General features: G+C 66.7%; 13 protein-coding genes. 7 read left to right on the top strand and 6 right to left on the bottom strand.

The window, feature by feature from the left end:
• Positions 1-207 precede the first annotated feature (207 nt).
• On the top strand, positions 208-1,821 hold the full coding sequence (locus tag AC5P68_RS09200) for an alpha-glucosidase (protein WP_414497844.1): 1,614 nt from the start codon (positions 208-210) through the stop codon (positions 1,819-1,821).
• Between the two features lie 249 nt (positions 1,822-2,070).
• Here the strand turns inward: AC5P68_RS09200 and AC5P68_RS09195 are convergent, their stop codons facing one another.
• Both AC5P68_RS09195 and AC5P68_RS09190 read right to left on the bottom strand, forming a co-directional pair.
• On the bottom strand, positions 2,071-4,824 hold the full coding sequence (locus AC5P68_RS09195; protein ID WP_414497845.1) for a TonB-dependent receptor: 2,754 nt from the start codon (positions 4,822-4,824) through the stop codon (positions 2,071-2,073).
• Between the two features lie 216 nt (positions 4,825-5,040).
• The gene (locus AC5P68_RS09190) at positions 5,041-7,092 is read right to left on the bottom strand and encodes a glycoside hydrolase family 97 protein (RefSeq protein WP_414497846.1); all 2,052 of its coding nucleotides are present in this window, start codon (positions 7,090-7,092) and stop codon (positions 5,041-5,043) included.
• 237 nt (positions 7,093-7,329) lie between these two features.
• On the opposite strand from AC5P68_RS09190, the gene AC5P68_RS09185 reads away from it, so the two are divergent.
• The 6 genes from AC5P68_RS09185 to AC5P68_RS09160 all read left to right on the top strand — a co-directional run bounded on the left by AC5P68_RS09185 (position 7,330) and on the right by AC5P68_RS09160 (position 14,143).
• The gene (locus AC5P68_RS09185) at positions 7,330-9,522 is read left to right on the top strand and encodes a glucosidase family protein (protein ID WP_495216961.1); all 2,193 of its coding nucleotides are present in this window, start codon (positions 7,330-7,332) and stop codon (positions 9,520-9,522) included.
• The gene (locus tag AC5P68_RS09180; RefSeq protein WP_414497847.1) at positions 9,519-11,006 is read left to right on the top strand and encodes an MFS transporter; all 1,488 of its coding nucleotides are present in this window, start codon (positions 9,519-9,521) and stop codon (positions 11,004-11,006) included. The genes AC5P68_RS09185 and AC5P68_RS09180 overlap by 4 nt, the downstream gene beginning before the upstream one ends.
• On the top strand, positions 11,006-12,721 hold the full coding sequence (locus AC5P68_RS09175; protein ID WP_414497848.1) for an alpha-amylase family glycosyl hydrolase: 1,716 nt from the start codon (positions 11,006-11,008) through the stop codon (positions 12,719-12,721). Before AC5P68_RS09180 ends, AC5P68_RS09175 begins: the two co-directional genes overlap by 1 nt.
• Before the next feature lie 121 nt (positions 12,722-12,842).
• Positions 12,843-13,229: an SseB family protein gene (locus tag AC5P68_RS09170; RefSeq protein WP_049403248.1), complete on the top strand. Its 387-nt coding sequence runs from the start codon at positions 12,843-12,845 to the stop codon at positions 13,227-13,229.
• Between the two features lie 150 nt (positions 13,230-13,379).
• Positions 13,380-13,844 carry a GNAT family N-acetyltransferase gene (locus tag AC5P68_RS09165; protein WP_414497849.1) on the top strand — a complete coding sequence of 155 codons (465 nt, stop codon included), beginning with the start codon at positions 13,380-13,382 and terminating at the stop codon, positions 13,842-13,844.
• A complete protein-coding gene (locus tag AC5P68_RS09160; RefSeq protein ID WP_049403246.1) occupies positions 13,841-14,143 on the top strand; it encodes a hypothetical protein in 303 nt (100 codons plus the stop codon). Before AC5P68_RS09165 ends, AC5P68_RS09160 begins: the two co-directional genes overlap by 4 nt.
• A gap of 27 nt (positions 14,144-14,170) precedes the next feature.
• Here the strand turns inward: AC5P68_RS09160 and AC5P68_RS09155 are convergent, their stop codons facing one another.
• The 4 genes from AC5P68_RS09155 to AC5P68_RS09140 form a co-directional block, all read right to left on the bottom strand.
• Positions 14,171-14,572 (bottom strand): hypothetical protein, encoded by a 402-nt coding sequence (locus AC5P68_RS09155; RefSeq protein WP_111188036.1) that lies wholly within the window; start codon positions 14,570-14,572, stop codon positions 14,171-14,173.
• A gap of 475 nt (positions 14,573-15,047) precedes the next feature.
• On the bottom strand, positions 15,048-18,632 hold the full coding sequence (locus AC5P68_RS09150; RefSeq protein WP_231522618.1) for an ABC transporter permease/M1 family aminopeptidase: 3,585 nt from the start codon (positions 18,630-18,632) through the stop codon (positions 15,048-15,050).
• Between the two features lie 12 nt (positions 18,633-18,644).
• A complete protein-coding gene (locus AC5P68_RS09145; protein WP_057502649.1) occupies positions 18,645-19,547 on the bottom strand; it encodes an ABC transporter ATP-binding protein in 903 nt (300 codons plus the stop codon).
• Positions 19,548-19,678: 131 nt separating this feature from the next.
• A complete protein-coding gene (locus AC5P68_RS09140; RefSeq protein WP_019337078.1) occupies positions 19,679-20,710 on the bottom strand; it encodes a LacI family DNA-binding transcriptional regulator in 1,032 nt (343 codons plus the stop codon).
• Positions 20,711-20,738 lie beyond the last annotated feature (28 nt).

Below are 20,738 nucleotides of genomic sequence, written 5' to 3'. Positions count from 1 at the left end.
GGCTTTCAGGCTCACCATCGATTATAGGCGCTGGCCGTGAATTCGGGCGCAAACTGGCCCGAGCGGCAATTCCAGCCCGGCCTGCGCGGCCCTTCGCGTGAATACGTATGCAGGTTGCGCCATGCCCGCGAGGCCACCGCTAAGCTTGCCGGATCAGGATTTCGGCCCGCTGCCGGCGGGTCCCGCATGCCCGGAGGGGGGCTGTCGATGTCGCACTATCCATGGTGGCGCGGAGCCGTCATCTACCAGATCTACCCGCGCAGTTTCCTCGATGCCAACGGCGATGGCGTGGGCGACCTGCCGGGCATCATCGAGCGCCTGGACCACATTGCCGCGCTGGGCGTGGATGCGATCTGGATCTCGCCGTTCTTCAAGTCCCCCATGGCCGACTTCGGCTACGACATCGCCGACTACCGCGACGTCGACCCGCTGTTCGGCAGCCTGGACGACTTCGACCGTCTACTGGCCAAGGCGCACGACCTGGGCCTGAAGGTGATGATCGACCAGGTGTTGAGCCATACCTCGATCGAGCACGCCTGGTTCCGCGAGAGCCGCCAGGACCGCAGTAATCCGAAGGCCGACTGGTACGTCTGGGCCGACCCGCGCGAGGACGGCACCCCGCCCAACAACTGGCTGTCGCTGTTCGGCGGCGGCGCCTGGCAGTGGGAACCGCGCCGTGAGCAGTACTACCTGCACAACTTCCTGGTCGACCAGCCGGACCTGAACTTCCACAACCCGGACGTGCAGCAGGCCACCCTGGACAATGTGCGGTTCTGGCTGGACCGCGGCGTGGACGGCTTCCGCCTGGATGCGATCAACTTCTGCTTCCACGACGCGCAGCTGCGCGATAACCCGCCCAAGCCGGCGGACAAGCGCGTGGGCCGCGGCTTCAGTCCGGACAACCCGTACGCCTACCAGTACCACTTCTACAACAACACCCAACCGGAGAACCTGCCATTCCTGGAGCAGCTGCGCGCGCTGCTGGATGAGTATCCGGGCGCGGTGAGCCTGGGCGAGATCTCGTCGGAAGACTCGCTGGCCACCACCGCCGAGTACACCCAGGACGGCCGCCTGCACATGGGCTACAGCTTCGAGCTGCTGGTGGACGACTACAGCGCGGCCTACATCCGCGACACGGTCTCCCGGCTGGAAGCGGCGATGACCGAAGGCTGGCCGTGCTGGGCGGTTTCGAATCACGATGTGGAACGCGCGGTCAGCCGCTGGGGCGGCTATCCGGCCGATCCGCGCCTGGCGCGGATGCTGGTGGCGATGCTGTGCTCGCTGCGCGGCTCGGTGTGCCTGTACCAGGGCGAGGAGCTGGGCCTGGCCGAGGCCGAGGTGCCGTTCGAGGCGCTGCAGGACCCGTATGGCATCACCTTCTGGCCGAATTTCAAGGGCCGCGACGGTTGCCGTACCCCGCTGCCGTGGACCGACGCTCCGCTGGCTGGCTTTACCTCCGGCACGCCCTGGCTGCCGATCCCGGCCGAGCACCGGGCGGCGGCGGTGGCCGTGCAGGAGCGCGACCCGCACTCGGTCCTGGCGGCGTTCCGCGCCTTCCTGGCCTGGCGGCGTAGCCAGCCGGCGCTCCTGCATGGCAGCATCCGGTTCATCGAAAGCGCCGAGCCAGTGCTGCTGTTCGAGCGTATGCTTGCAGATGAAACCCTCCTGCTGGCCTTCAACCTGTCGGCCGAAGCGGTGAGCCATCCGCTGCCGCCGGGCAACTGGCAGCAGGTGGCGGTGCCGGGCCCGGATGCGGGCACGGTGCAGGGCAATGAACTCCAGCTGCCGCCGCGCGCGGTGTATTGCGCCCGACGCAGCTGACCGTTTTCTCCGGTGGCGGTACTTGCGGGGACGGGGCCGAAGCGCCCCGTCCCTTTTTTGTGGGTGGGATTGCGGTGAAGGGCATCCACGCATGGCGTGGATCTACTGGTTGGGGTGTCCCTAGGTAGATCCACGCTCTGCGTGGATGGGCATTCGCGCAAAAGAAAACCCGCTGCCTGCGCAGCGGGTTTTCCAGTCCTGCTTCCTGTTTTCTGTTGCCGGCCAGCGGCCGGCACTACCAGGTCGTGGTCAGAACTTGTAGTTCACGCCCAGCATGTAGGTGCGGCCCCACTCGATGTACTCCAGCGGGCGGTCCTTGCTGCCGGCGTAGGTGCGGTACGGCTCGTTGGTCAGGTTGCTGCCCTGCAGCAGCAGGGTCAGCCCCCGCAGGGCGCTGCTGTCGCTGAAGGTGTAGCTGACCTGCGCATCGGTCACGTTTTCGCCCACCACGTAGCGCAGGCTGCGATTGCCGTTGAAATTGCCGATCTCACCGATGAAGTCCGAACGTCGGCGCTGGCTCACGCGTGCCTCAAAGCCGCTGCGCTCGTAATAGGCGGTGAAGTTGTACACGCGCTTGGACAGGCCCGGCAGGCTGATCGGATCACTGCCCACGCTGGAGGCGCTCTCCGGGTCCAGGATGGTGATGTCGCTCTTGTTGAAGGTCGCGCTGGCCTGCACACCGAAGCCACGCAGGCTGTCGGCCAGCATCTCCAGCGGGAACGATGCGGTCAGTTCCAGGCCCTTCAGCGTGCCGCCCTTGCCGTTCTGCGGGGCGGAGAAGGTGCCGGTGTACTGAACCGGCGCCGCACCTTGCTGAGGAACGTAGTTGCGAAGCAGTTCGGTGAAGTCGTAGTTGTCGACCGACTGGGTGTAGACGTAGCTCTTCAGGTCCTTGTAGAAGATCGCGGCAGCCACGTAGGCCTTCTCGCCGAAGTACTTCTCGTAGGACAGGTCCAGCGCGGTGGCACGCCACGGGTCCAGCAGCGGATTGCCGCCGCTGCCGCCGGGGCGGCCGGTGCCGGTGTCCACGCCGAACTCCAGGCCGGCGCGCATCTGGTCCACGCGCGGGCGTGCGACCTGCTTTGCAGCGGCGAAGCGCAGCGTCTGCTGGTGAGGGAACAGGAAGGCCAGGTTCAGGCTCGGCAGCCAATCGTTGTAGGTGCGGCCGTTCGAGTACGGCTGCACGTTGCTGCCGGCCGGCTGCGAGCTGTCCCAGTAGCGCGAATCCGAGCTCTGGTCGGTGTGCTGCATCTGCACGCCGATGTTGCCGCGCACGCCGACCACGCCGATGTCGGTGTTGATGTTCAGGCGCGCCCACGCGGTGGTGATCTTTTCCTGCACCGTCCACGACTTGGGAATCAGGTAGTCCAGGTTGTCGACCGGGTTGAAGGTCATGTAGCGACCGACCGCGGCCGGCACGTTCCAGGCCGGGATGGTGCCGAGGCCGGCGAAGCTCAGGTCGACCGGGCGGTACTGCAGGTCCGAGGCGATGTTGGCATCACCCTGTGCACCGAGCAGGATGTTGCCTTCGGACTGGGTCTTCACCTTGCGGCGGTCGGCATAGTTCACGCCGATGTCGAGGTCTGGCGCCCACGAGGCAATGGCCTCGGGCAGCGCAATCGTCGCGGCCAGCTTGCCGCCCTTCAGGCGGTCTTCCACCTGCGGCACCTTGCCGTAGCCGGAACCGTAGATGGTGTTGGTCAGGAACAGCGCGTCGGGGTTGGAATAGTTCAGCCCTGGGCTGATCTGCGAGAACCCGTTCTGGCGGATCGACACGCCGACCGTGTCCAGCTGCGGCATCGGGGTCAGCTGCAGGTTGTTTTCCAGGTTCAGCTCAGCGCGCGTGGCCTTGGAGTAGTTCAGGTCGGCGACCAGCTTGACGCCGCCGAAGTTGAACTCGTTGTTCCAGCCGAACGCATCGATCTTGTCCTTGCGCTTGTTGTACATGCCGCGCACCAGCGGATACACGCCGCTGGCGGTGCCGCCGGTGAACGAGCCGTTGGCGTTGATCTGCGGGTTGCTGACCAGCAGGCCCGGGGTGTAGTTGCCGTTGTAGTTGCTGAGGTTCAGCTCGAACTGGTTGGCGGTGTCGATCTGCTCGGCTTCGGTGTGGAACGCATCGAAGGTGCTGGTCCAGCTGTTGTTCGGACGGAACTGGATCGTGGCCATCACGCCGTCGCGCTTGTTGTTGCCGGTGCGGCGCAGCGCCTTGATGCCATCGGAGAAGTAGGTGCCGGCGCCCACGCCCGGGCGCTCGCCCTTGTCGGTGTGTTCGGTGGTCCACGGTTCGTACAGGCCGACCTGGTTCTCCTGGATCGGCATGTCGCTGTGCGCGTAGCCGATGGCAATGCCCAGGGTCTTGTCCAGGAACTGGTCGATGTAGCTGGCGCTGAAGCGGTTGCCGTACGGATCGACGTTGGCGGCGCGGCCCAGCGAACTCTTCTGGTAGCGGCCGCTGACCGCGATCACGCGCTCGCCGAAGCTGAGCGGGCGCGCGGTCTGCATGTCGATGGTGCCCGACAGGCCCTGGCCGACCAGCGCCGCGTCCGGGGTCTTGTAGACGGTCACGCCGTTGACCAGCTCGGACGGGTACTGGTCGAACTCGACACCGCGGTTGTCGCCGGTGCTGACCACTTCACGGCCATTGAGCAGGGTGGTGGCGAAGTCCGGCGACAGGCCGCGCACGCTGATCACCTGCGCACGGCCGGCCACGCGCTGGGCGGCCAGGCCGGGCAGGCGCGAGATGGATTCGGCGATGCTGACGTCGGGCAGCTTGCCGATGTCTTCGGCGGAAATCGCCTCGACCACCGAGGTGGCGTCCTGTTTGACCGCGATCGCGCTCTCGATGCCGCGGCGGATGCCGGTGACCTGCACCGTATCCAGGTTGGTGGCGGCGGTGCTGGCCGGCGTGGTGGTGCTCTGCGTGGACTGTGCCGACGCCAGCGTCGGCGCCAGCACAACGGCCAGCGCGAGACTCAGCGCACTGCGCTTGTGGTTCAACATTTTCCCCTCCCAGGCAATGTTGCAGATCGATTCGTGAACGTCCCGGCGGTGCCGTGAACGTGCGACGCGGTGGCCGCTGTCGTCGCCGCTATGGTAGGCAGCGCATTCTTCGCGGGAATCACCCTGCATACGTATTCAATGGCGTCTGCAGGGGTGTAATCGCTTTCAGATCCTGCTTGCGGTGGTGCCGGCCAGCGGCCGGCACTACCGGGGCATTCACAGCGGCGTGAAGCGAATGGCCTGCCCACCGCCCGGTGCCAGCACCAGCGTCAGTGCATCGGCGCTGGTCACCTCGCGGGTTTCGCGCGCGAACGCGAACGGATTGCTGCGGAAATCGGCGCCTTCGCCATCGCGGTAGATCTCGGCGCGATAGCGCACGCCTGGCTCCAGGAAGCCCAGCGATACCGGCAGCACGCGGCCGTGTTCGTCGGTGATGCTGCCGAGGAACCAGTCACGGCTGTTGCGGTCGCGGCGCACGATCGTCACGTAGTCGCCCACTTCGCCATCGAGCACGCGGCTCTGCTCCCAGTCCACCGCCACGTCCTCGATGAAGCGGAATGCCTCGCGGTGCTGCAGGTAGTGCTCGGGCAGGTCGGCGGCCATCTGGATCGGGCTGTACAGCACCACGTACAGCGCCAGCTGGCGGGCCAGCGTGCTGGGGATGGCCTGGCCGTGGCGGCCCTTCAGGCTGAGGATGCCGGGGGTGTAATCCATCGGCCCGGCCAGCATGCGGGTGAACACCAGGTTGACCTCGTGCTCCGGCGGGTTCGGCGGCTGGCCCCAGGCGTTGTACTCCATGCCGCGCGCGCCTTCGCGCGAGATCCAGTTGGGGTAGGTGCGGCGCAGGCCGGTGTCCTTGATCGGCTCATGCGGGTTCACCGACAGGTGCCGGCGCGCAGTCTCCTGCACCACCTTCAGATGGTGGCGGGCCATGAACTGCCCGTCGTGCCACTCGCGCCACAGCGGGCCCCCCGTGGGATTGCGGCGGTCGACCTGGCCATCGTCGCAGACGTAGCCGGTCTTGAACTGGTCCACGCCCAGGCGCGCGTACAGGTCCAGCGCGGCACCCAGTTGGTCCTCGTAGTGCTCGATGGCGCAGCCGGTTTCATGGTGGCCGATCAGGTGCACACCCTTTTTCAGGCCATACGCCGACAGCGCCTCGATGTCGAAATCAGGCGTGGCCCGGGTGAAATCGAAGTCGTAGCCGTTGCCCACCCACATGCCGTCCCAGCCCGGATTCCAGCCCTCCACCAGCACGCCGCGGAAGCCATGCGCGGCGGCGAAGTCGATCACCTTCTTCGTCCTGGCGGTGGTGGCCGCGTGCTTCGGCCCCGTGGCCCAGCTCTCGTTGTCCAGGTGCATCGACCACCACACGCCCACGTACTTGGCCGGCTTCACCCAGCTCACATCGCCCAGCGCATTGGGCTCGTTGAGGTTGAGGATCAGGTCCGATTCGACCAGGCCACCGGCGCGGTCCGCGATCTGCAGCGTGCGCCACGGCGTGGCGAAGGGCAGGGCACGACGCACCTTCCAGCCTTCGGCCGAGGGTGACAGCTGCGCGCGCAGGCGTTGCCCCTCGGTGCGCCGCAGCCACATGCCGGCGTAGTCCACCAGAGCGGCCTCGTGAATGGCCACATGCAGGCCATCGCGGCTGCGCACGGTCATCGGCGTATGCACCAGCGGCACCTCGCGCAGCGGCGTGCGCTGGTACAGATATTCGTAGTGGATCGGCTCGCCGGCGGGGATCCACCAGGCGGTGGATTCAGGCGCGATGACGAACTCGGTCAGTTCGTCATCGATGATCGCCTCGTGCAGGTTCGGCTGTTCGGGGAACACATAGCGGAAGCCCAGGCCATCGTCGTAGGCGCGGAACACCACATCCAGCCGACGCTTGCTCCCGGTGGTTTCGGCCAGCTGCACGGTCAGCTCGTTGAAGTTGTTGCGGGTGAGCCGGCGCTCGCCCCACGGCTGTTCCCAGCTGTCGTCGACGCTGCGCCGCTGCTGGCCAAGCAGGGCGAAATCGCGGTCCAGGCGGCCGTCGCGCAGGGCGAAGCCGAGCTTCGAATCCTCCACCACGGGTTCGCCGAAACGCTCGACGCGGTAGCGGGCGGTGCCGCCGTCCAGCACGAGGCTGACCTTGAGCACCTTGCCGGGTGATTCGACGCTGGCGACCTGTGGCGCGGCCTGCGCCAGCGTGGCCACGCCCAACAGGGCCAGGCCGAACATGTGCGCGAACAGCACGCGTACAACCGTGTGTGGCATCGGCATTTCCCCTCCCAAGGCGCCGTTGGCAGACCCGGACCATAAGCCAGCGCAGCAGGCGCGCTACCGCGTGGCGCCATGAATACGTATGCAGCTGGACGCAGCCGACAGCCCCGCGTCTACCATGGGGCCAAGGCACCTTGAGGGAGGGGCCGCGCCCGCCCGCCGGCAACGACGGTGCGGACCTACAACGCGTGCAGAGAGGGAGGGAGGCCGACGGGCGCAAGCCGGTCCGCCGCTTCGATGCTGAAGATCATTTGCCTGACCGCTGCCCTGGGGGCAGCGCTGGGATCGACCGTGCAGGCGGCCGACCTGCAATTCGACGGCCGCCATGCGCGCGCCGAAGCCGCTGCCAACGGCAGCTTCGTGCTGCATGCGCCGAAGGGCGCAGTGCAGATCGCAGCCGCACCGATGCGCAGCCAGACCGGCAGCGTGATGTTCGACGCGTTGTTCGCGCTGGCCCAGCAGGAGATGGACCAGGACCGCGTGGACGCGATTCGCGATCCCGCGTTCGACCAAGGCCGACCGGTGCCGTGCGAGTGCTTCCAGACCGGCGCGCGCTGGCCCTATGTGTGGACCCGCGATGTCAGCTTCGCCGCCGATCTGGCGCTGGCGCGGCTGGACCCGGAGCGCACCCGGCAGTCGCTGCAGTTCAAGCTGTCGGTGACGCGCGACGGGCACACGCCCGGCCTGTTCGTGGCGCAGGACACCGGTTCCGGTGGCAGCTGGCCGATCAGCAGCGATCGCGTGGTGTGGTTCCTGGCGGCACGTCATCTGCTGGAGGATCGCGCGTTTGCCGACCAGGTCTGGCAGGCGCTGAAGGGCACGCTGGCGCAGGACCGCGCGATGGTGTTCGACGCGCAGGTGGGCCTGTACCGTGGCGAGACCTCGTTCCTGGACTGGCGCGAGCAGACCTATCCGGACTGGACCCGCGAGGACGTGCGCTTCATCGGTGATTCCTACGCACTGTCCACCAACGTGCTGCACTACCAGGCATTGCGCCTGGCCGAACGCCTGGCCGGCCAGCACGGCGACGCCCGCGCGGCCGGCTACAAGGCGTGGGCGGATGCGTTGGCGCAGCAGATCGATGCGCGCTTCTGGCGCGAGGATATCGGCCAGTACATGAGCTACATCGGCGAAGCCGCGCACCCGGTGCCGTACGCCAAGGTCGATCTGCTGGGCCTGTCGCTGGGCATCCTCGCCGAGGTGCTGCCGCCCGAGCGCGCGCGCCGTGCACTGGCTGCTTACCCGATGGGGCCAGCCGGCAGCCCCGTGGTCTGGCCGCAGGAAGCGCAGCAGCCGATCTACCACAACCGTGCGATCTGGCCGTTTGTCAGCGCGTACTCGCTGCGTGCGGCGCGGCAGCTGGACGATGCGCCGCGCATCGCCGCCGAGATCCGTTCGCTGATGCGGGGCGCCGCGCTGGCCGGTTCCAACATGGAGAACTACGAGCTGGTCAGCCAGGCCGTGCATGTCGAGGAAGGCGCGCTGAGCGGCCCGGTGGTCAACTCCGAACGCCAGCTGTGGTCGGTGGCCGGGTATCTGTCGATGGTGGTCGAAGGCGTGTTCGGCGTGCAGGACGATGGCCGCGTGCAGCCCAAGCTGCCGGCCGCGCTGGTGCCGGAACTGTTCGGCACGCAGCGCAGCATCAGCCTGGAAGTCACTGGCAAGCGCTATGTGCTGGAGCGTCCGCAGAGCGTGGGCGATGGCTTGCTGGTGGCGGGCTGGACCACCACGCGCGGCACGACCACCACGGTGCAGCTGGTGACTGCCCCGGCAGCAACAGGCTTCGCTGCCACGACTGCGGATGCCAACGCGCGTGCGCCCGCAACACCGGCGGCACCGCAGGCCCTGCGCAGGGGCACGGGTTGGAACGTTCCGGTGCAAGCCGGGCAGGTTCTGTGGAAGGACGGCAGGGCCGTCGTCGCCAGCAATGGCCAGGTGCAGATCAGCGACGATGGGCTGCAGCATTGCCTCAGCCTGACCCGACGCGAAGGCGCGTTGGAATCGCTGCACAGCCCAATGGTCTGCGTCGGTCCGCAGCAGGTGCTGAAGGGTGCGCAGCGCTGGCCGTTCACCTCGGCCAAGGCCGGGCAGGTTCGCCTGCGCCTGCAATATCGAAACCCGAATGGGCCGATCAACACCGGCGTCACGGCTGCGGTCAAGCAGCTGGTGCTGCAGTGCCCGGGGCAGCCGTTGCAGCGGCACACGGTCACGCTGCCGCACAGCGTGGCCGTGCAGGACTCGACCTCGGCAACATTCACGGTGCCAAAGGGTCAGTGCACGGCCGCGCTTGAAGAGGGCTTCAACATGAGCGCGCTTGAACATTTCGCGCACTACACCGGGGGCAAGGGCGGCCGCGAGGGCGTGCTCAACCAGGCCCAGGTGCAGGCGCTGACGGTGGCGCCGGTGGCGATGGAAGAGGGTGCACGATGAATCGTCCCGCCAAACCGCAGCTGTCGTTCTGGCAGATCTGGAACATGTGTTTCGGCTTCCTCGGCATCCAGTTCGGGTTCGCCCTGCAGAACGCCAACGCCAGCCGCATCTTCGAGACGCTGGGTGCGGACATCGACGCGGTGCCCGGGCTGTGGATTGCCGCGCCGCTGACCGGCCTGCTGGTGCAACCGGTGATCGGTTACCTGTCCGACCGCACCTGGACCCGCTGGGGTCGCCGTCGTCCGTACTTCATGATCGGTGCGGTGTTGACCACGCTGGCGCTGCTGGTGATGCCGAACTCGCCGACGCTGTGGATCGCGGCCGGCACGCTGTGGGTGCTGGATGCCTCGATCAACGTATCGATGGAGCCGTTCCGTGCCTTTGTCGGCGACCAGCTGGCGCCACACCAGCGTCCGGCCGGCTACGCGATGCAGAGCTTCTTCATCGGCGTGGGCGCCATCGTCGCCAGCTTCCTGCCATTCATCCTGGCCCACTTCGGCGTTGCCAACACCGCGGCCGCCGGGGAAGTGCCCGACACTGTGCGCTATGCGTTCTACTTCGGCGCGGTGGTGCTGCTCGCGGCGATCACCTGGACGGTGGTCAGCACCCGCGAATATTCACCGGCGGAGCTGGCCGGGTTCGATGATGCCGAGCCGCCGGCGCATCACGCGGCGGCCGCGATCAACGGCCCGGCTTCATGGACGCGGGTGACCCTGTGGCTTGGGTTGGGTGTGTTGTTGGCGCTGCTGATCACCTGGCGGCAAGGCGACAGGATGCTGTACGTGCTGGCAGGCCTGTGCGCCGGCTACGGCCTGCTGCTGGCGGCCGCGCGCACGCTGCCGGCCACGCATATGCTGGCCGCCATCGTCGGCGACCTGCGCGCAATGCCGGTCACCATGCGCCGCCTGGCGTGGGTGCAGTTCTTCTCGTGGTTCGCGCTGTTCGCCATGTGGATCTACACCACCGCTGCGGTGGCCGGTACCCACTTCGGTTCGACCGATCCACAGTCGGCCGCCTACAACGAAGGTGCCAACTGGGTGGGCGTGCTGTTTGGCGCCTACAACGGCTTCGCTGCGCTGGCGGCGGTGCTGATTCCGCCGATGGTGCGTGCGATCGGCCTGCGCTGGAGCCACCTGGTCAACCTGTGGCTGGGTGGCGCCGGCCTGGTCTCGCTGATGTTCATCCGCGACCCGCACTGGCTGCTGCTGTCGATGGTGGGTGTGGGCTTTGCCTGGGCCTCGATCCTGTCGTTGCCGTATGCACTGCTGTCCGACAGCGTGCCGGCGTCGAAGATGGGCGTGTACATGGGCATCTTCAATTTCTTCATCGTGATTCCGCAGCTGGTGGCGGCCAGTGCGCTTGGCTTTGCCCTGCGCGCATGGCTGGGTGGCCAGCCGATGCATGTGCTGGTGCTGGGCGGCTGCAGCCTGTTCCTGGCCGGCCTGTGCGTGCTGCGGGTTCCGTCCCGTCCGGAGGTGGTGTGATGCGTGGTGTCCTGGCTGTTGCTGTTTCCCTTGCCCTGTTCGCCGGCCAGGCCGCGGCCGCGCCGCGCCCGGACTACGTCGGCACAACCGAGCCGTTCGCCAGCGATGCGGTGTACTTCGTGGTCACCGACCGCTTTGTCAACGGTGACCCGTCCAACGACCATCGTGACCAGGGTGGCGCGCACCGCACCTTCGATATCCCGGTGCCATGCCCGGACAAGGTGGACGGCAACATCGGCTACCTCGGCGGCGACTTCCGTGGCGTGCTCGACAATGCGCAGTACATCCGCAACCTGGGCTTCGGTGCGGTGTGGATCACACCCATCGTCGACAACCCGGACGAGGCCTTTACCGGCAGCAAGCCGATCAGCTGTACCAGCACGCTGACCGATCGTGGCAAGACCGGTTACCACGGCTACTGGGGCATCAATTTCTACAAGCTCGACGAGCACCTGCCGAGCAGGGACCTGGACTTCGCCGGGCTGACCAAGGGCCTGCACGGTGCTGGCTTGAAGGTGGTGCTGGACATCGTGGGCAACCACGGTTCGCCGGCCTGGACCATGCCGACACGGCAGCCCCAGTTCGGGCAGATCTTCGACAAGGACGGAAAACTGATCGCCGACCACCAGAACCTGCCACCGCAGAAACTGGATCCGAAGCACAACCCGTTGCACGCGTTCTACAACAACATCGGTCCGGTCGACAGCAAGGACGGCTCGATCTTCGACGGCAACCTGGCCGAGCTGTCGGACTTCAACCAGGACAATCCGGCGGTGATGGACTACCTGGTCGGCGCCTACCTGCAGTGGACCGCGCAGGGCGTGGACGCGTTGCGCATCGACACCATCGGCTGGCTGCCGCACCCGTGGTGGCATGAATTCGTCAAGCGCATCCGCGCCGAGCATCCGGGCATGTTCATGTTCGGCGAAGCGTTCGACTACGGTGCCGCGCGCATCGCCGAGCACACCTGGCCCGCCAACGCGAACGTGAGCGTGCTCGATTTCCCATTGCGCGGCGCGCTGGAGCAGACCTTCGGCACCGCCAACAAGGGCTTCGAGACACTGGCCGAGCCGCTGCACCTGAGCGGCGGACCGTACGCCAACCCGTACGAGCTGATGAGCTTCTACGACAACCACGACATGCCGCGCCTGCAGGCCAGCGACGATGGCTTCATCGATGCGCACAACTGGCTGTTCACCGCGCGGGGCATTCCGGTGGTCTATTACGGCTCGGAGACGGGCTTCATGCGTGGCCGTGCCGAGCACGCCGGCAATCGTGCGTACTTCGGCCAGCCGCGTGTGGATGCGGCGCCGAAGAGCCCGATCTTCGCGCCGCTGCAGCGTATCGCCAGGCTGCGCGAAGCCACCCCGGCGCTGCAGCGCGGCCTGCAGGTGAACGAGCGCCTGCAGGGCGATGAGGCAGTGTTCTTGCGCGTGCTGCAGCATGGCGAGGTGGCGCAGACCGCGCTGGTGCTGCTGAACAAGGGCGACAGGGCAAAGAGCTTCACTGTGTCGCGTTACGTCCAGGCGGGCCGCTGGCGCGATGCGCTGGACGGCGGTTCGTTGCAGGTGAACGGTCTGCTGAAGGCCGACGTGCCCGCGCACGGCGTGAAGGTCTATGTGCTGGACGCTGCCGTGCAGCAGCCGGCGCTGCAGGCCGAGCTGGACAAGGCGATGGCCGACCAGAAGGCGCGGGACCAGCGTCTGGGGCGGTAGTGCCGGCCGCTGGCCGGCAGCCCCGGATTCCGGGTACCTGCAGGTGCCGGCCAGTGGCCGGCACTACCGGGTTTGGCCGCATCCGGCACAATAGGCACCCCTCACGCCGCGCCGTATCGCCATGACCGACCTCGCCCCGCAGACCCCGATCGAAACCCTGCTGAAGGCGGCGATGGACGGGGCGGTGCCAATCCGCGCCTTCATGGAGGCCTTCGTCGCTTGCGAGGTGGTGCTGCTGACCGGCAGCCTGGTCACCCCGGACGGCAGCGGCTTCGACCCGCTGCTGTTCGACAAGCAGGGTACCCTGCACGTGGCCGTGTTCACCGATCCATCGCGGGTGGGCATCTACAGCCAGCAGGCGCAACACCAGATCCGCTGGCTGATGCTGGACGTGCTGCGCCGCGTGCCGGGTGGCTACGGCGTGGTGATCAACCCGGGTACTTCGCTGGGCTTTGAGATCTCGCCCAGCGGCGTTGGCGAGATCCTGAAGGACTTCGCCCAGGGCTGAGTTGCCGTCGCGCCATTTGTAGCGTCGAGCCATGCTCGACTGCCTTTCGCGCATGGCCTGATGTGTCGAGCATGGCTCGACGCTACAGAAGGCTTCCCTTCGGGCGCCGTCCATGATCCCCTTGGGTGACATCGGGATCGAGGCATTGCCATGGAATTCAGGGGACTACCCGCCGACGCACCGGAACGGCAGCAATTGGCCCAGTGGTACCACGCGGAATGGGGCCAGGACGCCGGCCTGACACTGGGACAGGAACTGCAGCGGCTCAATCCGCCACAGGACGCCGAAGGTTTCCCGCACCTGATCGCCGTATTCGATGACGGTCAGGTGGTTGGCGCAGTCCAGCTCAAGCGGCGGGAAATGCAGGCGTTCCCACAGTACGAACATTGGCTGGGCGGCGTATTCGTGGCCGACAGCCATCGCGGGCGTGGGCTGGCTGGCGCGCTGGTGGAGCAAGCAGCGGCGCAGGCGGTGCGAATGGGGGTTTCCGATCTCTACCTGCAGACCGAGGCCCTGGACGGTGGGCTGTATGCGCGGCTGGGCTGGAAGCCGCTGCAGGAAGCCGACAACCGCAGCTATCGCGTGCTGGTGATGGTGCGCAGGTTGGCCGCATGAGCGTATCCACGGCACGCCATTCCCGCTCGGCCCTGATCTTCCTGATCGCGGCGATCGCTGCCGCGCTGGTGTCCATGCCCCTGCTGCGCGCGGTGGGCATGGTGCTGTGGCCGGTGTTCGTCATTGCCTGGCTGATCAACCTGGGCGCGGCCTGGCATCTGGCCCAGTGGGCGCGCCAGCAGCGCCGTTCGGCGTGGGCATTCGGGCTGCCGGCGGCGCTCGGTACCGTCGCCTCGATCGTGGTCTATGTGCTGCTGGCGTTGCTGGGGCCGAAGGCCGCGGCGTCGCCCGGCGGCTGACGCCCTCATGCCGGGCGTGTCCTGGCATTAGCGGGGGGGCGAGCCGTGTGTTGGCAGGTCGCGTGTCAGATGAACGGCCCCGTCAAGCGCATTGCGCCGCGCATCCGACTGCTCGACATATCTCAGCAGATCCTGCTGCAGTACCCGACGGCTGAGGGCTCTCAGGCGCTCGAGTTCTGTCTCCGACCTGCCCGGTGATCTGGCGGAAAGGTGCAGGCTGTTGGCGATGTTCAGAGAGATTCTGCGGCGAAGGTCGGCCTCGTCCCTTGGCTGCCCCTGTTCGTCGAAAAGAAGTTGGATCGACATCGCAAGTTCATTGCTGTACTGCTGCCGCAGGCTGGGAAACGTCTGGATTACGTATAGCCCTCCCAGTAGGGAGGAGATCATGGCGATCAGGATATGCGTTCCCAGCAGAAGCCACTTCTTCATTGTGTTGCTCCTAGCGAGGCAGGACCCATTCGCAACGATCCAGCCTGGATGCTTCTCACAAGTGGAACTCCTTGGATGAGGAATCATGTCTGTGGACCCGCCTCGTGTTCGAGGTTGTTCCGTAGCTCCACATTGCGGGCGCGGCGATCCGCCTTGCATCAGCGGTCTGCTCGCGAAGCGCAAGGATTCTGGATCAACGTGATGTCAGGAGACGGGAAGCGGGCGCGCGAGCCGGAGTGCGACAAGGGGCATCGTTGCTGATGCGGTTATGCCTGGGACAGACGTCAGGGGAGAGTCTTCAGGCAGATGGTGCCGAGCATGGCTCGGCACTGCAGATGGACTACGCGCGATGCCAGCGATCAGTCGGGGTAGTGAGCTAAAGCAGAACCTTCAGCCATGGATCATCGCGATCACGTTGCATTCCCATACACGCAGTCGACGGTGGTGCTGGCCGCTACCGGCACCACCGCATACCTCATATCGTTACCTTGCGCCGGTTGTCATCGCTCACCCGGTCGATCAGCTTGTTGTACGGGTCGAAGCCCGCTTCATCCGGCTTTTCGTCCACCGTTACCGTGATCTTAGGCTCCGCACTGGTGATGTGGTGGCGCTGCAGGTACAGCACCTTCTGGTCGCGCTCCTTGCCCGACGGCCCATTGGCGAACACGCCGACCTCGACCCAGTCATCCATCTTTCCGTCGCTCTCCTTGCCCTTGCCGTCGGCGTACTGCTTGGCGGCGTGCAGGTCCAGGGTCACGTCGTAGCGGCCGTCATCGCGCTTGCGGGCGCTGGCGGCCATTACGCGGTTGTCGTAGAAGCTGATCTTCTCGAACAGGTCGGTGACCAGCTGCTGGCGGTCGGCCGGGGTCTCGGCGCGGATGTAGTCCAGCAGCTCGCGTGAGGTGGTGTACGGCGGTTGCTGGTACCCCTTGTCCTGCAGGAAGCGCTTCAATGCGCGGTTAAGCGCCTGCTCGCCGATCTCCTCGCGCAGCCGGTAGAACACCAGCGAACCCTTCTGGTAGTGGATGTACTGCTGGTTCTCCACACGTTCCAGCGGCTGTTCCTCGATGGCCTCGCCGCCGCGGCCGGACAGGTAGCCGTCCAGTTCGCGCTTGAGGAACTGGCGCATGTGCTGGCGGCCGTACTCCTGCTCCATCACCATCAGCGCAGAGTACTGCGACAACGATTCGGACAGCACCGTCGCGCCCTGCACGTTGGCACCGATCACCTGGTGCGCCCACCACTGGTGTGCGATCTCGTGCGCGGTCACGTAGAACACGTAGTCCACCTTGTCCGGGTCACGCAGGTCGGCGATGAAACCGATGGCCTCGGAGTAGGGGATGGTGTTGGCGAACGACTGCGCGAAGCGCGCATAGCCTGGGAACTCGATGATGCGCACCTGGCGATGCTGGTACGGGGTGAAGTTCGCCTCGTAGTAGGCCAGCGATTTCTGCACCGCTTCGATCATCCGGTCCACGTTGTAGCCGTGCGCCGGATCGAAGTAGACCTCGATCGGTATGTCCTTGTACTTTGCCTTGCGCACCTCCCAGCGCGCCGACAGATAGGCGTAGAAGTTCAGCATCGGTCGATCCATGGCATAGCTGAAGCAGCGCCGGCCATTTACCGTGGTCTCCTTCAGAAGGTAGCCCGGCGCCAACGCCACCTGGTCCGGTGCCGTGCAGACCGTGGTGCGGAAGTCGAGCCAGTCGGCATCGTTGGCTATGTACGTGTTGGCACGCGCGGCTTGGTCTTCCAGCTTGGGCATGCGCCGCGGCTCACCCAGGTCGCGCTTGCGCCGCTCGTTGCGGTCGGTGATCTCCGCGCCCTCGTTGTAGCCGAACGACGGCAGTACGCGGCTGTTGAAGAACGTGCCGTTGCCCACGATGTTGCTCGGTGCCTGGCCGGCGGTGATGCCATTGGGTTTCTGCACCACCCGGAAATGGACACGTCGGCTTTCGCCCGGTTGCAGCGGTTTCTGCAGGCGGTAGATGCGGTAGCCGAGATCGGCGTCATGCATCGATAGTGTCTGCCCACCCAGGTCGACCGCGACCAGCTGCTTGTCATCGCCCATCGAGACGTGCACGTCCTGGATCGGCGTGGCGTGGGTATTGCGCACCGTCCAGTTTGCATCGATCACCATCGACTGCGATTCCGGGAACAGGTCCACGCGGTTGTCCACCGCCACGATGCGGGGCTGCGGCAGGTTGCGGTACTTCGACAGCTCGCGCTCGTAGCGGGCCTGCAGATCCAGCTGCTGGTCGGGCGAGATGAACTCGTTGCGGATGTTGGTGCTCCAGTACAGCCAGCCGCCCACGGCGACAAAGGCAAGGGCGGCCACTGCGGCGAAGGCACCGGTCGGGCCGCGCAGGCGACGGCCGGCCAGGGCCAGGCGCTGGCGCAGGCTCTGGCTGACACCTCGTACCCAGAAGGCCGACGCCAGGCACATCAAGGTCAGCAGGAACAGCGCCCAGTAGCCCTGGAACGCCAGCTGCCCGGTCAGGAAGTGGCCGTAGCCGTTCATGTCCGAATAGGGCGCGTTGGGCCAGCTGCCGAAGTTGTACAGGTTCTGCGTGTAGTCGAGCAGGCCGAGCACGCCCTGGCCGATCATCACCACGATCAGCAATGCGTAACCGACGAACTTGTTGTTGGTGAGCACCTGCAGCACCAGCGCCAGACCCCCCATGAGGATGTAGACCACCGAATCCAGCGCCAGGCTGCGCAGGTAGAGCAGCGGCTCCAGATGCGTGTAGCCCTTGGCCAGCTGCACGCCCATCGCCGCCAGCGCGCCGGCGGCCTGGAAGCAGATGATCACGGCCAGCAGTGCGGTGAACTTGGCCAGCAGCGGCACCCAGTTCGGCACCGGCATGGCATCGGTCACTTCATTGATGCGCGCACTGCGTTCCTTCCAGACCAGCTCACCGGCGAAGAACAGCACGATGATCACCAGCAGCCAGCTGAAGGCCCCCTGCAGGCCCATGATCATCTGCGAGGTGACCGGCCAGATCGAGGTGCCGTACAGGGTCTGCCGGAACAGCGCGCTGGGCAGGAAGTTGGCCAGGCCCAATACCAGCAGCACGATGAACGGCACGCTGCGCAGGACGCCGCGTGTATCGAAGCGGACCTGGCGCAGGAACTGCTGCCACGCCGTGCTGGCAGTGAACGCCGGTATCACGCGCGGCAGTGTCGCGCGGGTGGGGCGGACCACGCTGGCATCGGCAGCCGGTTGCGCCTGTCTGCGGCCCCAGCGCGGACGGCCACTGCCGCTGCGTTCGGTGCGGAACAGCGCGAAGGTGGCGGCGAACAGCGCGGCAGCCACGCCCAACCACAGGGCGCGGTTGGCCAGCAGGTAACCGGCCAGCTCGGGAATCCCGTTGTTGCGCTCGGCGGTGGACCAGTAGCGGATCGTGCGGCCCAGTGCGCGCATGCCCAGCGGTTCGCTCAGCACCGCGATCCACGTGTTGTCGATGTCGCGCAGCAGGGCCGCGCTGGCGCCATACAGCACCAGGTAGGCCACCAGGCCGATGTAGACCCACAGGATCGAGCGGGTCAGCGCCGCCAGCAGCGACAGCAGCGCGGTGGTGAACAACAGGTTGGGAATGACGATGACTGCGAACGTCCACGCATAGCCCTGCCAGCTGATCGGGCCCATGCGTTCGGGATCGACCCACGGCATGAACGGTGCCAGCCATAGGCCGAACGCGATCAGCACGTAGACCAGCAGGCCTGCCGCCAGGGCGGCGGCGATGCGCCCGCCCAGGTAGTCGCGGCGTTTCACCGGGCTGGCGAAGATCAGTTCAGCGGTACCGAGTTCGAAGTCACGCAACAGCGCGTTGCTGACGAACAGCGCGGTGACCAGCATGCCGAGCAGGGTGAAGATGCCCAGCATCTGTGCGATCACGGTGGGCGCGTTGCTGTGCACGTTGCCGGCGCCACCGCCGATCTGCACCGCGTCGCTGGAGGCGGCGGCGAAGGCAAGCAGGGCGAACAGCCCGGCCAGCAGCCACAGCAGCGGGGAGCGCAGCTGCTCGCGCAGCTCGAAGCGGAAGAAGTTGAGGATCATGGCGTGCTCCGCTCAGGCTGCCGCGCGGGCACGGGCCTGCAGGCGCAGGCGCTGGAAGTACACGTCCTCGAGGTCGGGGGCTACGGCGGCGAAGCCGTCGCCGGGGTCATTGGCGCTGTGTACGTGAATCACCGGGCGACCACCGACCAGGCGGGTGGACAGCACCACGTAGCGTGCCTCGTGGTCGGCCAGTTCCGAAGGATCGACCTGCTTGCGCCAGACCTGGTGCTGCAGGGCGTCGATCGCTTCGCTGGGGCGGCCGGTCAGCAGCACCTGGCCCTTGTTCATGATCGCCATCGTCGGGCACAGATCGGTCACGTCTTCGACGATGTGGGTGGACAGGATCACCGCCACGTTCTCGCCGATGGCCGCCAGCAGGTTGAGGAAGCGGTTGCGTTCCTCCGGATCGAGGCCGGCAGTGGGCTCGTCGACGATCACCAGCCGCGGGTCACCCAGCAGCGCCTGGGCGATGCCGAAGCGCTGGCGCATGCCGCCGGAGTAGGTGCCGAGCTTGCGCTTGCGCGCGTCCCACAGGTTCACCTGCTGCAGCAGTCCATCGACCACCTCGCGGCGCTGCGCGCGTTGGGTCAGGCCCTTGAGCACCGCGAAATGTTCCAGCAGGTCCAGCGCGCTGACTTTCGGGTACACGCCGAAATCCTGCGGCAGGTAGCCCAGCCGGCGGCGCACCGCGTCCTTGTCGCGCAGTACGTCGATCGGCGCCTCGCCTGGAATGGTGAGGGTGGCCGTGCCGCTGTCGGCTTCCTGCAGGGTGGACAGCGTGCGCATCAGCGACGACTTGCCGGCGCCGTTCGGACCGAGCAGGCCGAACATGCCGCGCGGGATGTCCAGGGTGACGTTGTTGAGGGCATGCACGCCGTTGGCGTACGTCTTGGACAGCGAATCGATCTTCAGCATGCGACGTACACCTTTCCATGGGCGATGTCTGCGCGTTATCCGCGCATCGGCTTCCGTGCGCATCCGCCGTTGGTCATGGGGGGAGAATTCCGCCGTCGCACGTTGAGGCGTGGCGGGAGGTCTGGTGGCGCTTACCGGCGCAGCGACGATTCCCGCACCACCAGCTTCACCGGGATGCTCTGGCCCTCCACCGGTTGCCGGCCGATCAGCGTCAGCAGGCGCTCCACCAGCAGCTGGCCGGCCTGCTTGGTGTCCTGCTGCACGGTGGTCAGCGCCGGAGACACCGAGGCCGCCAGCGGGATGTCGTCGAAGCCGGTCACCGCCACGTCCTGCGGCACCCGTAGCCCGGCCTCGCGCAGGGCGCGCATCGCACCGATGGCGATCAGGTCGCTGGCGGCGCAGATCGCATCGATCGGTTCGCCGCGCGCCAGCAGCGCCTGGCAGGCCTCCTGGCCGGAAGCCTCGGTGGTGATCGCATCGTGCTGCAGCGCCGGTTCGGCGGCCAGGCCGTGGTCCTGCAGGGCCGTGACATGGCCGCGGTAGCGCTCCTGGAATTCGGGGTAATGGCTGGAGGCATGGCCGAGGAAGGCGATGCGGCGGCAGCCCTGCTGCAGCAGGTGGGTGGTGATGTCATGCCCGCCCTGGAAGTTGTCGCTGCCGATCGACACGCCGGGCTGGCCGGGCAGGGCGGCGCCCCAGCGCACGAAGTGCGTGCCCTGTTCGACCAGCCGCTGCAGGCGGTCGCGCGATTCGTGGTAGTCGCCGTAGCCGAGCAGGATGATGCCGTCGGCCTTGTTGCTGTCCTCGTAATCGGCCTGCCAGTCGGTGGACAGTTGCTGGAACGAGACCAGCAGGTCCTGCCCGTGCAGCGCGCAGGCACGGGTGATCGAGCCCAGCATCGAGTGGAAGAACGGGTTGATCAGCGAGTCGTCGTTGGTCGGGTCCTCGAAGAACAGCAGGGCCAGCGTGCCGGCATTGCGCAGGCGCAGGCTGGAGGCGTTCTTGTCGACCTTGTAGTTCAGCTCGCGGGCGATGCGCAGGATGCGCTCGCGGGTCTCGGCGTTGACCATCGGGCTGCCCCGCAGGGCCCGCGACACGGTCGGCTGGGAGACCCCGGCCAGGTGGGCGATGTCCAGGGAGGTGGCTTTGCCTTTGATCGTCATGGGAACGCGGGAGGGGGCAGGGGGAGGA

It is taken from the genome of Stenotrophomonas sp. YJH_SMC_58 (assembly GCF_059369635.1).
This window is presented reverse-complemented; position numbering and strand designations above follow the sequence as displayed.

Bases quoted from the DNA above. Each gene is read 5' to 3' on its own strand.
- AC5P68_RS09190 (WP_414497846.1), bottom strand. From the start codon at position 7,092: ATGCCGATGCCACACACGGTTGTACGCGTGCTGTTCGCGCACATGTTC.
- AC5P68_RS09195 (WP_414497845.1), bottom strand. From the start codon at position 4,824: ATGTTGAACCACAAGCGCAGTGCGCTGAGTCTCGCGCTGGCCGTTGTG.
- AC5P68_RS09180 (WP_414497847.1), top strand. From the start codon at position 9,519: ATGAATCGTCCCGCCAAACCGCAGCTGTCGTTCTGGCAGATCTGGAAC.
- AC5P68_RS09140 (WP_019337078.1), bottom strand. From the start codon at position 20,710: ATGACGATCAAAGGCAAAGCCACCTCCCTGGACATCGCCCACCTGGCC.
- AC5P68_RS09200 (WP_414497844.1), top strand. From the start codon at position 208: ATGTCGCACTATCCATGGTGGCGCGGAGCCGTCATCTACCAGATCTAC.
- AC5P68_RS09175 (WP_414497848.1), top strand. From the start codon at position 11,006: ATGCGTGGTGTCCTGGCTGTTGCTGTTTCCCTTGCCCTGTTCGCCGGC.
- AC5P68_RS09145 (WP_057502649.1), bottom strand. From the start codon at position 19,547: ATGCTGAAGATCGATTCGCTGTCCAAGACGTACGCCAACGGCGTGCAT.
- AC5P68_RS09155 (WP_111188036.1), bottom strand. From the start codon at position 14,572: ATGAAGAAGTGGCTTCTGCTGGGAACGCATATCCTGATCGCCATGATC.
- AC5P68_RS09165 (WP_414497849.1), top strand. From the start codon at position 13,380: ATGGAATTCAGGGGACTACCCGCCGACGCACCGGAACGGCAGCAATTG.
- AC5P68_RS09150 (WP_231522618.1), bottom strand. From the start codon at position 18,632: ATGATCCTCAACTTCTTCCGCTTCGAGCTGCGCGAGCAGCTGCGCTCC.
- AC5P68_RS09160 (WP_049403246.1), top strand. From the start codon at position 13,841: ATGAGCGTATCCACGGCACGCCATTCCCGCTCGGCCCTGATCTTCCTG.
- AC5P68_RS09185 (WP_495216961.1), top strand. From the start codon at position 7,330: ATGCTGAAGATCATTTGCCTGACCGCTGCCCTGGGGGCAGCGCTGGGA.
- AC5P68_RS09170 (WP_049403248.1), top strand. From the start codon at position 12,843: ATGACCGACCTCGCCCCGCAGACCCCGATCGAAACCCTGCTGAAGGCG.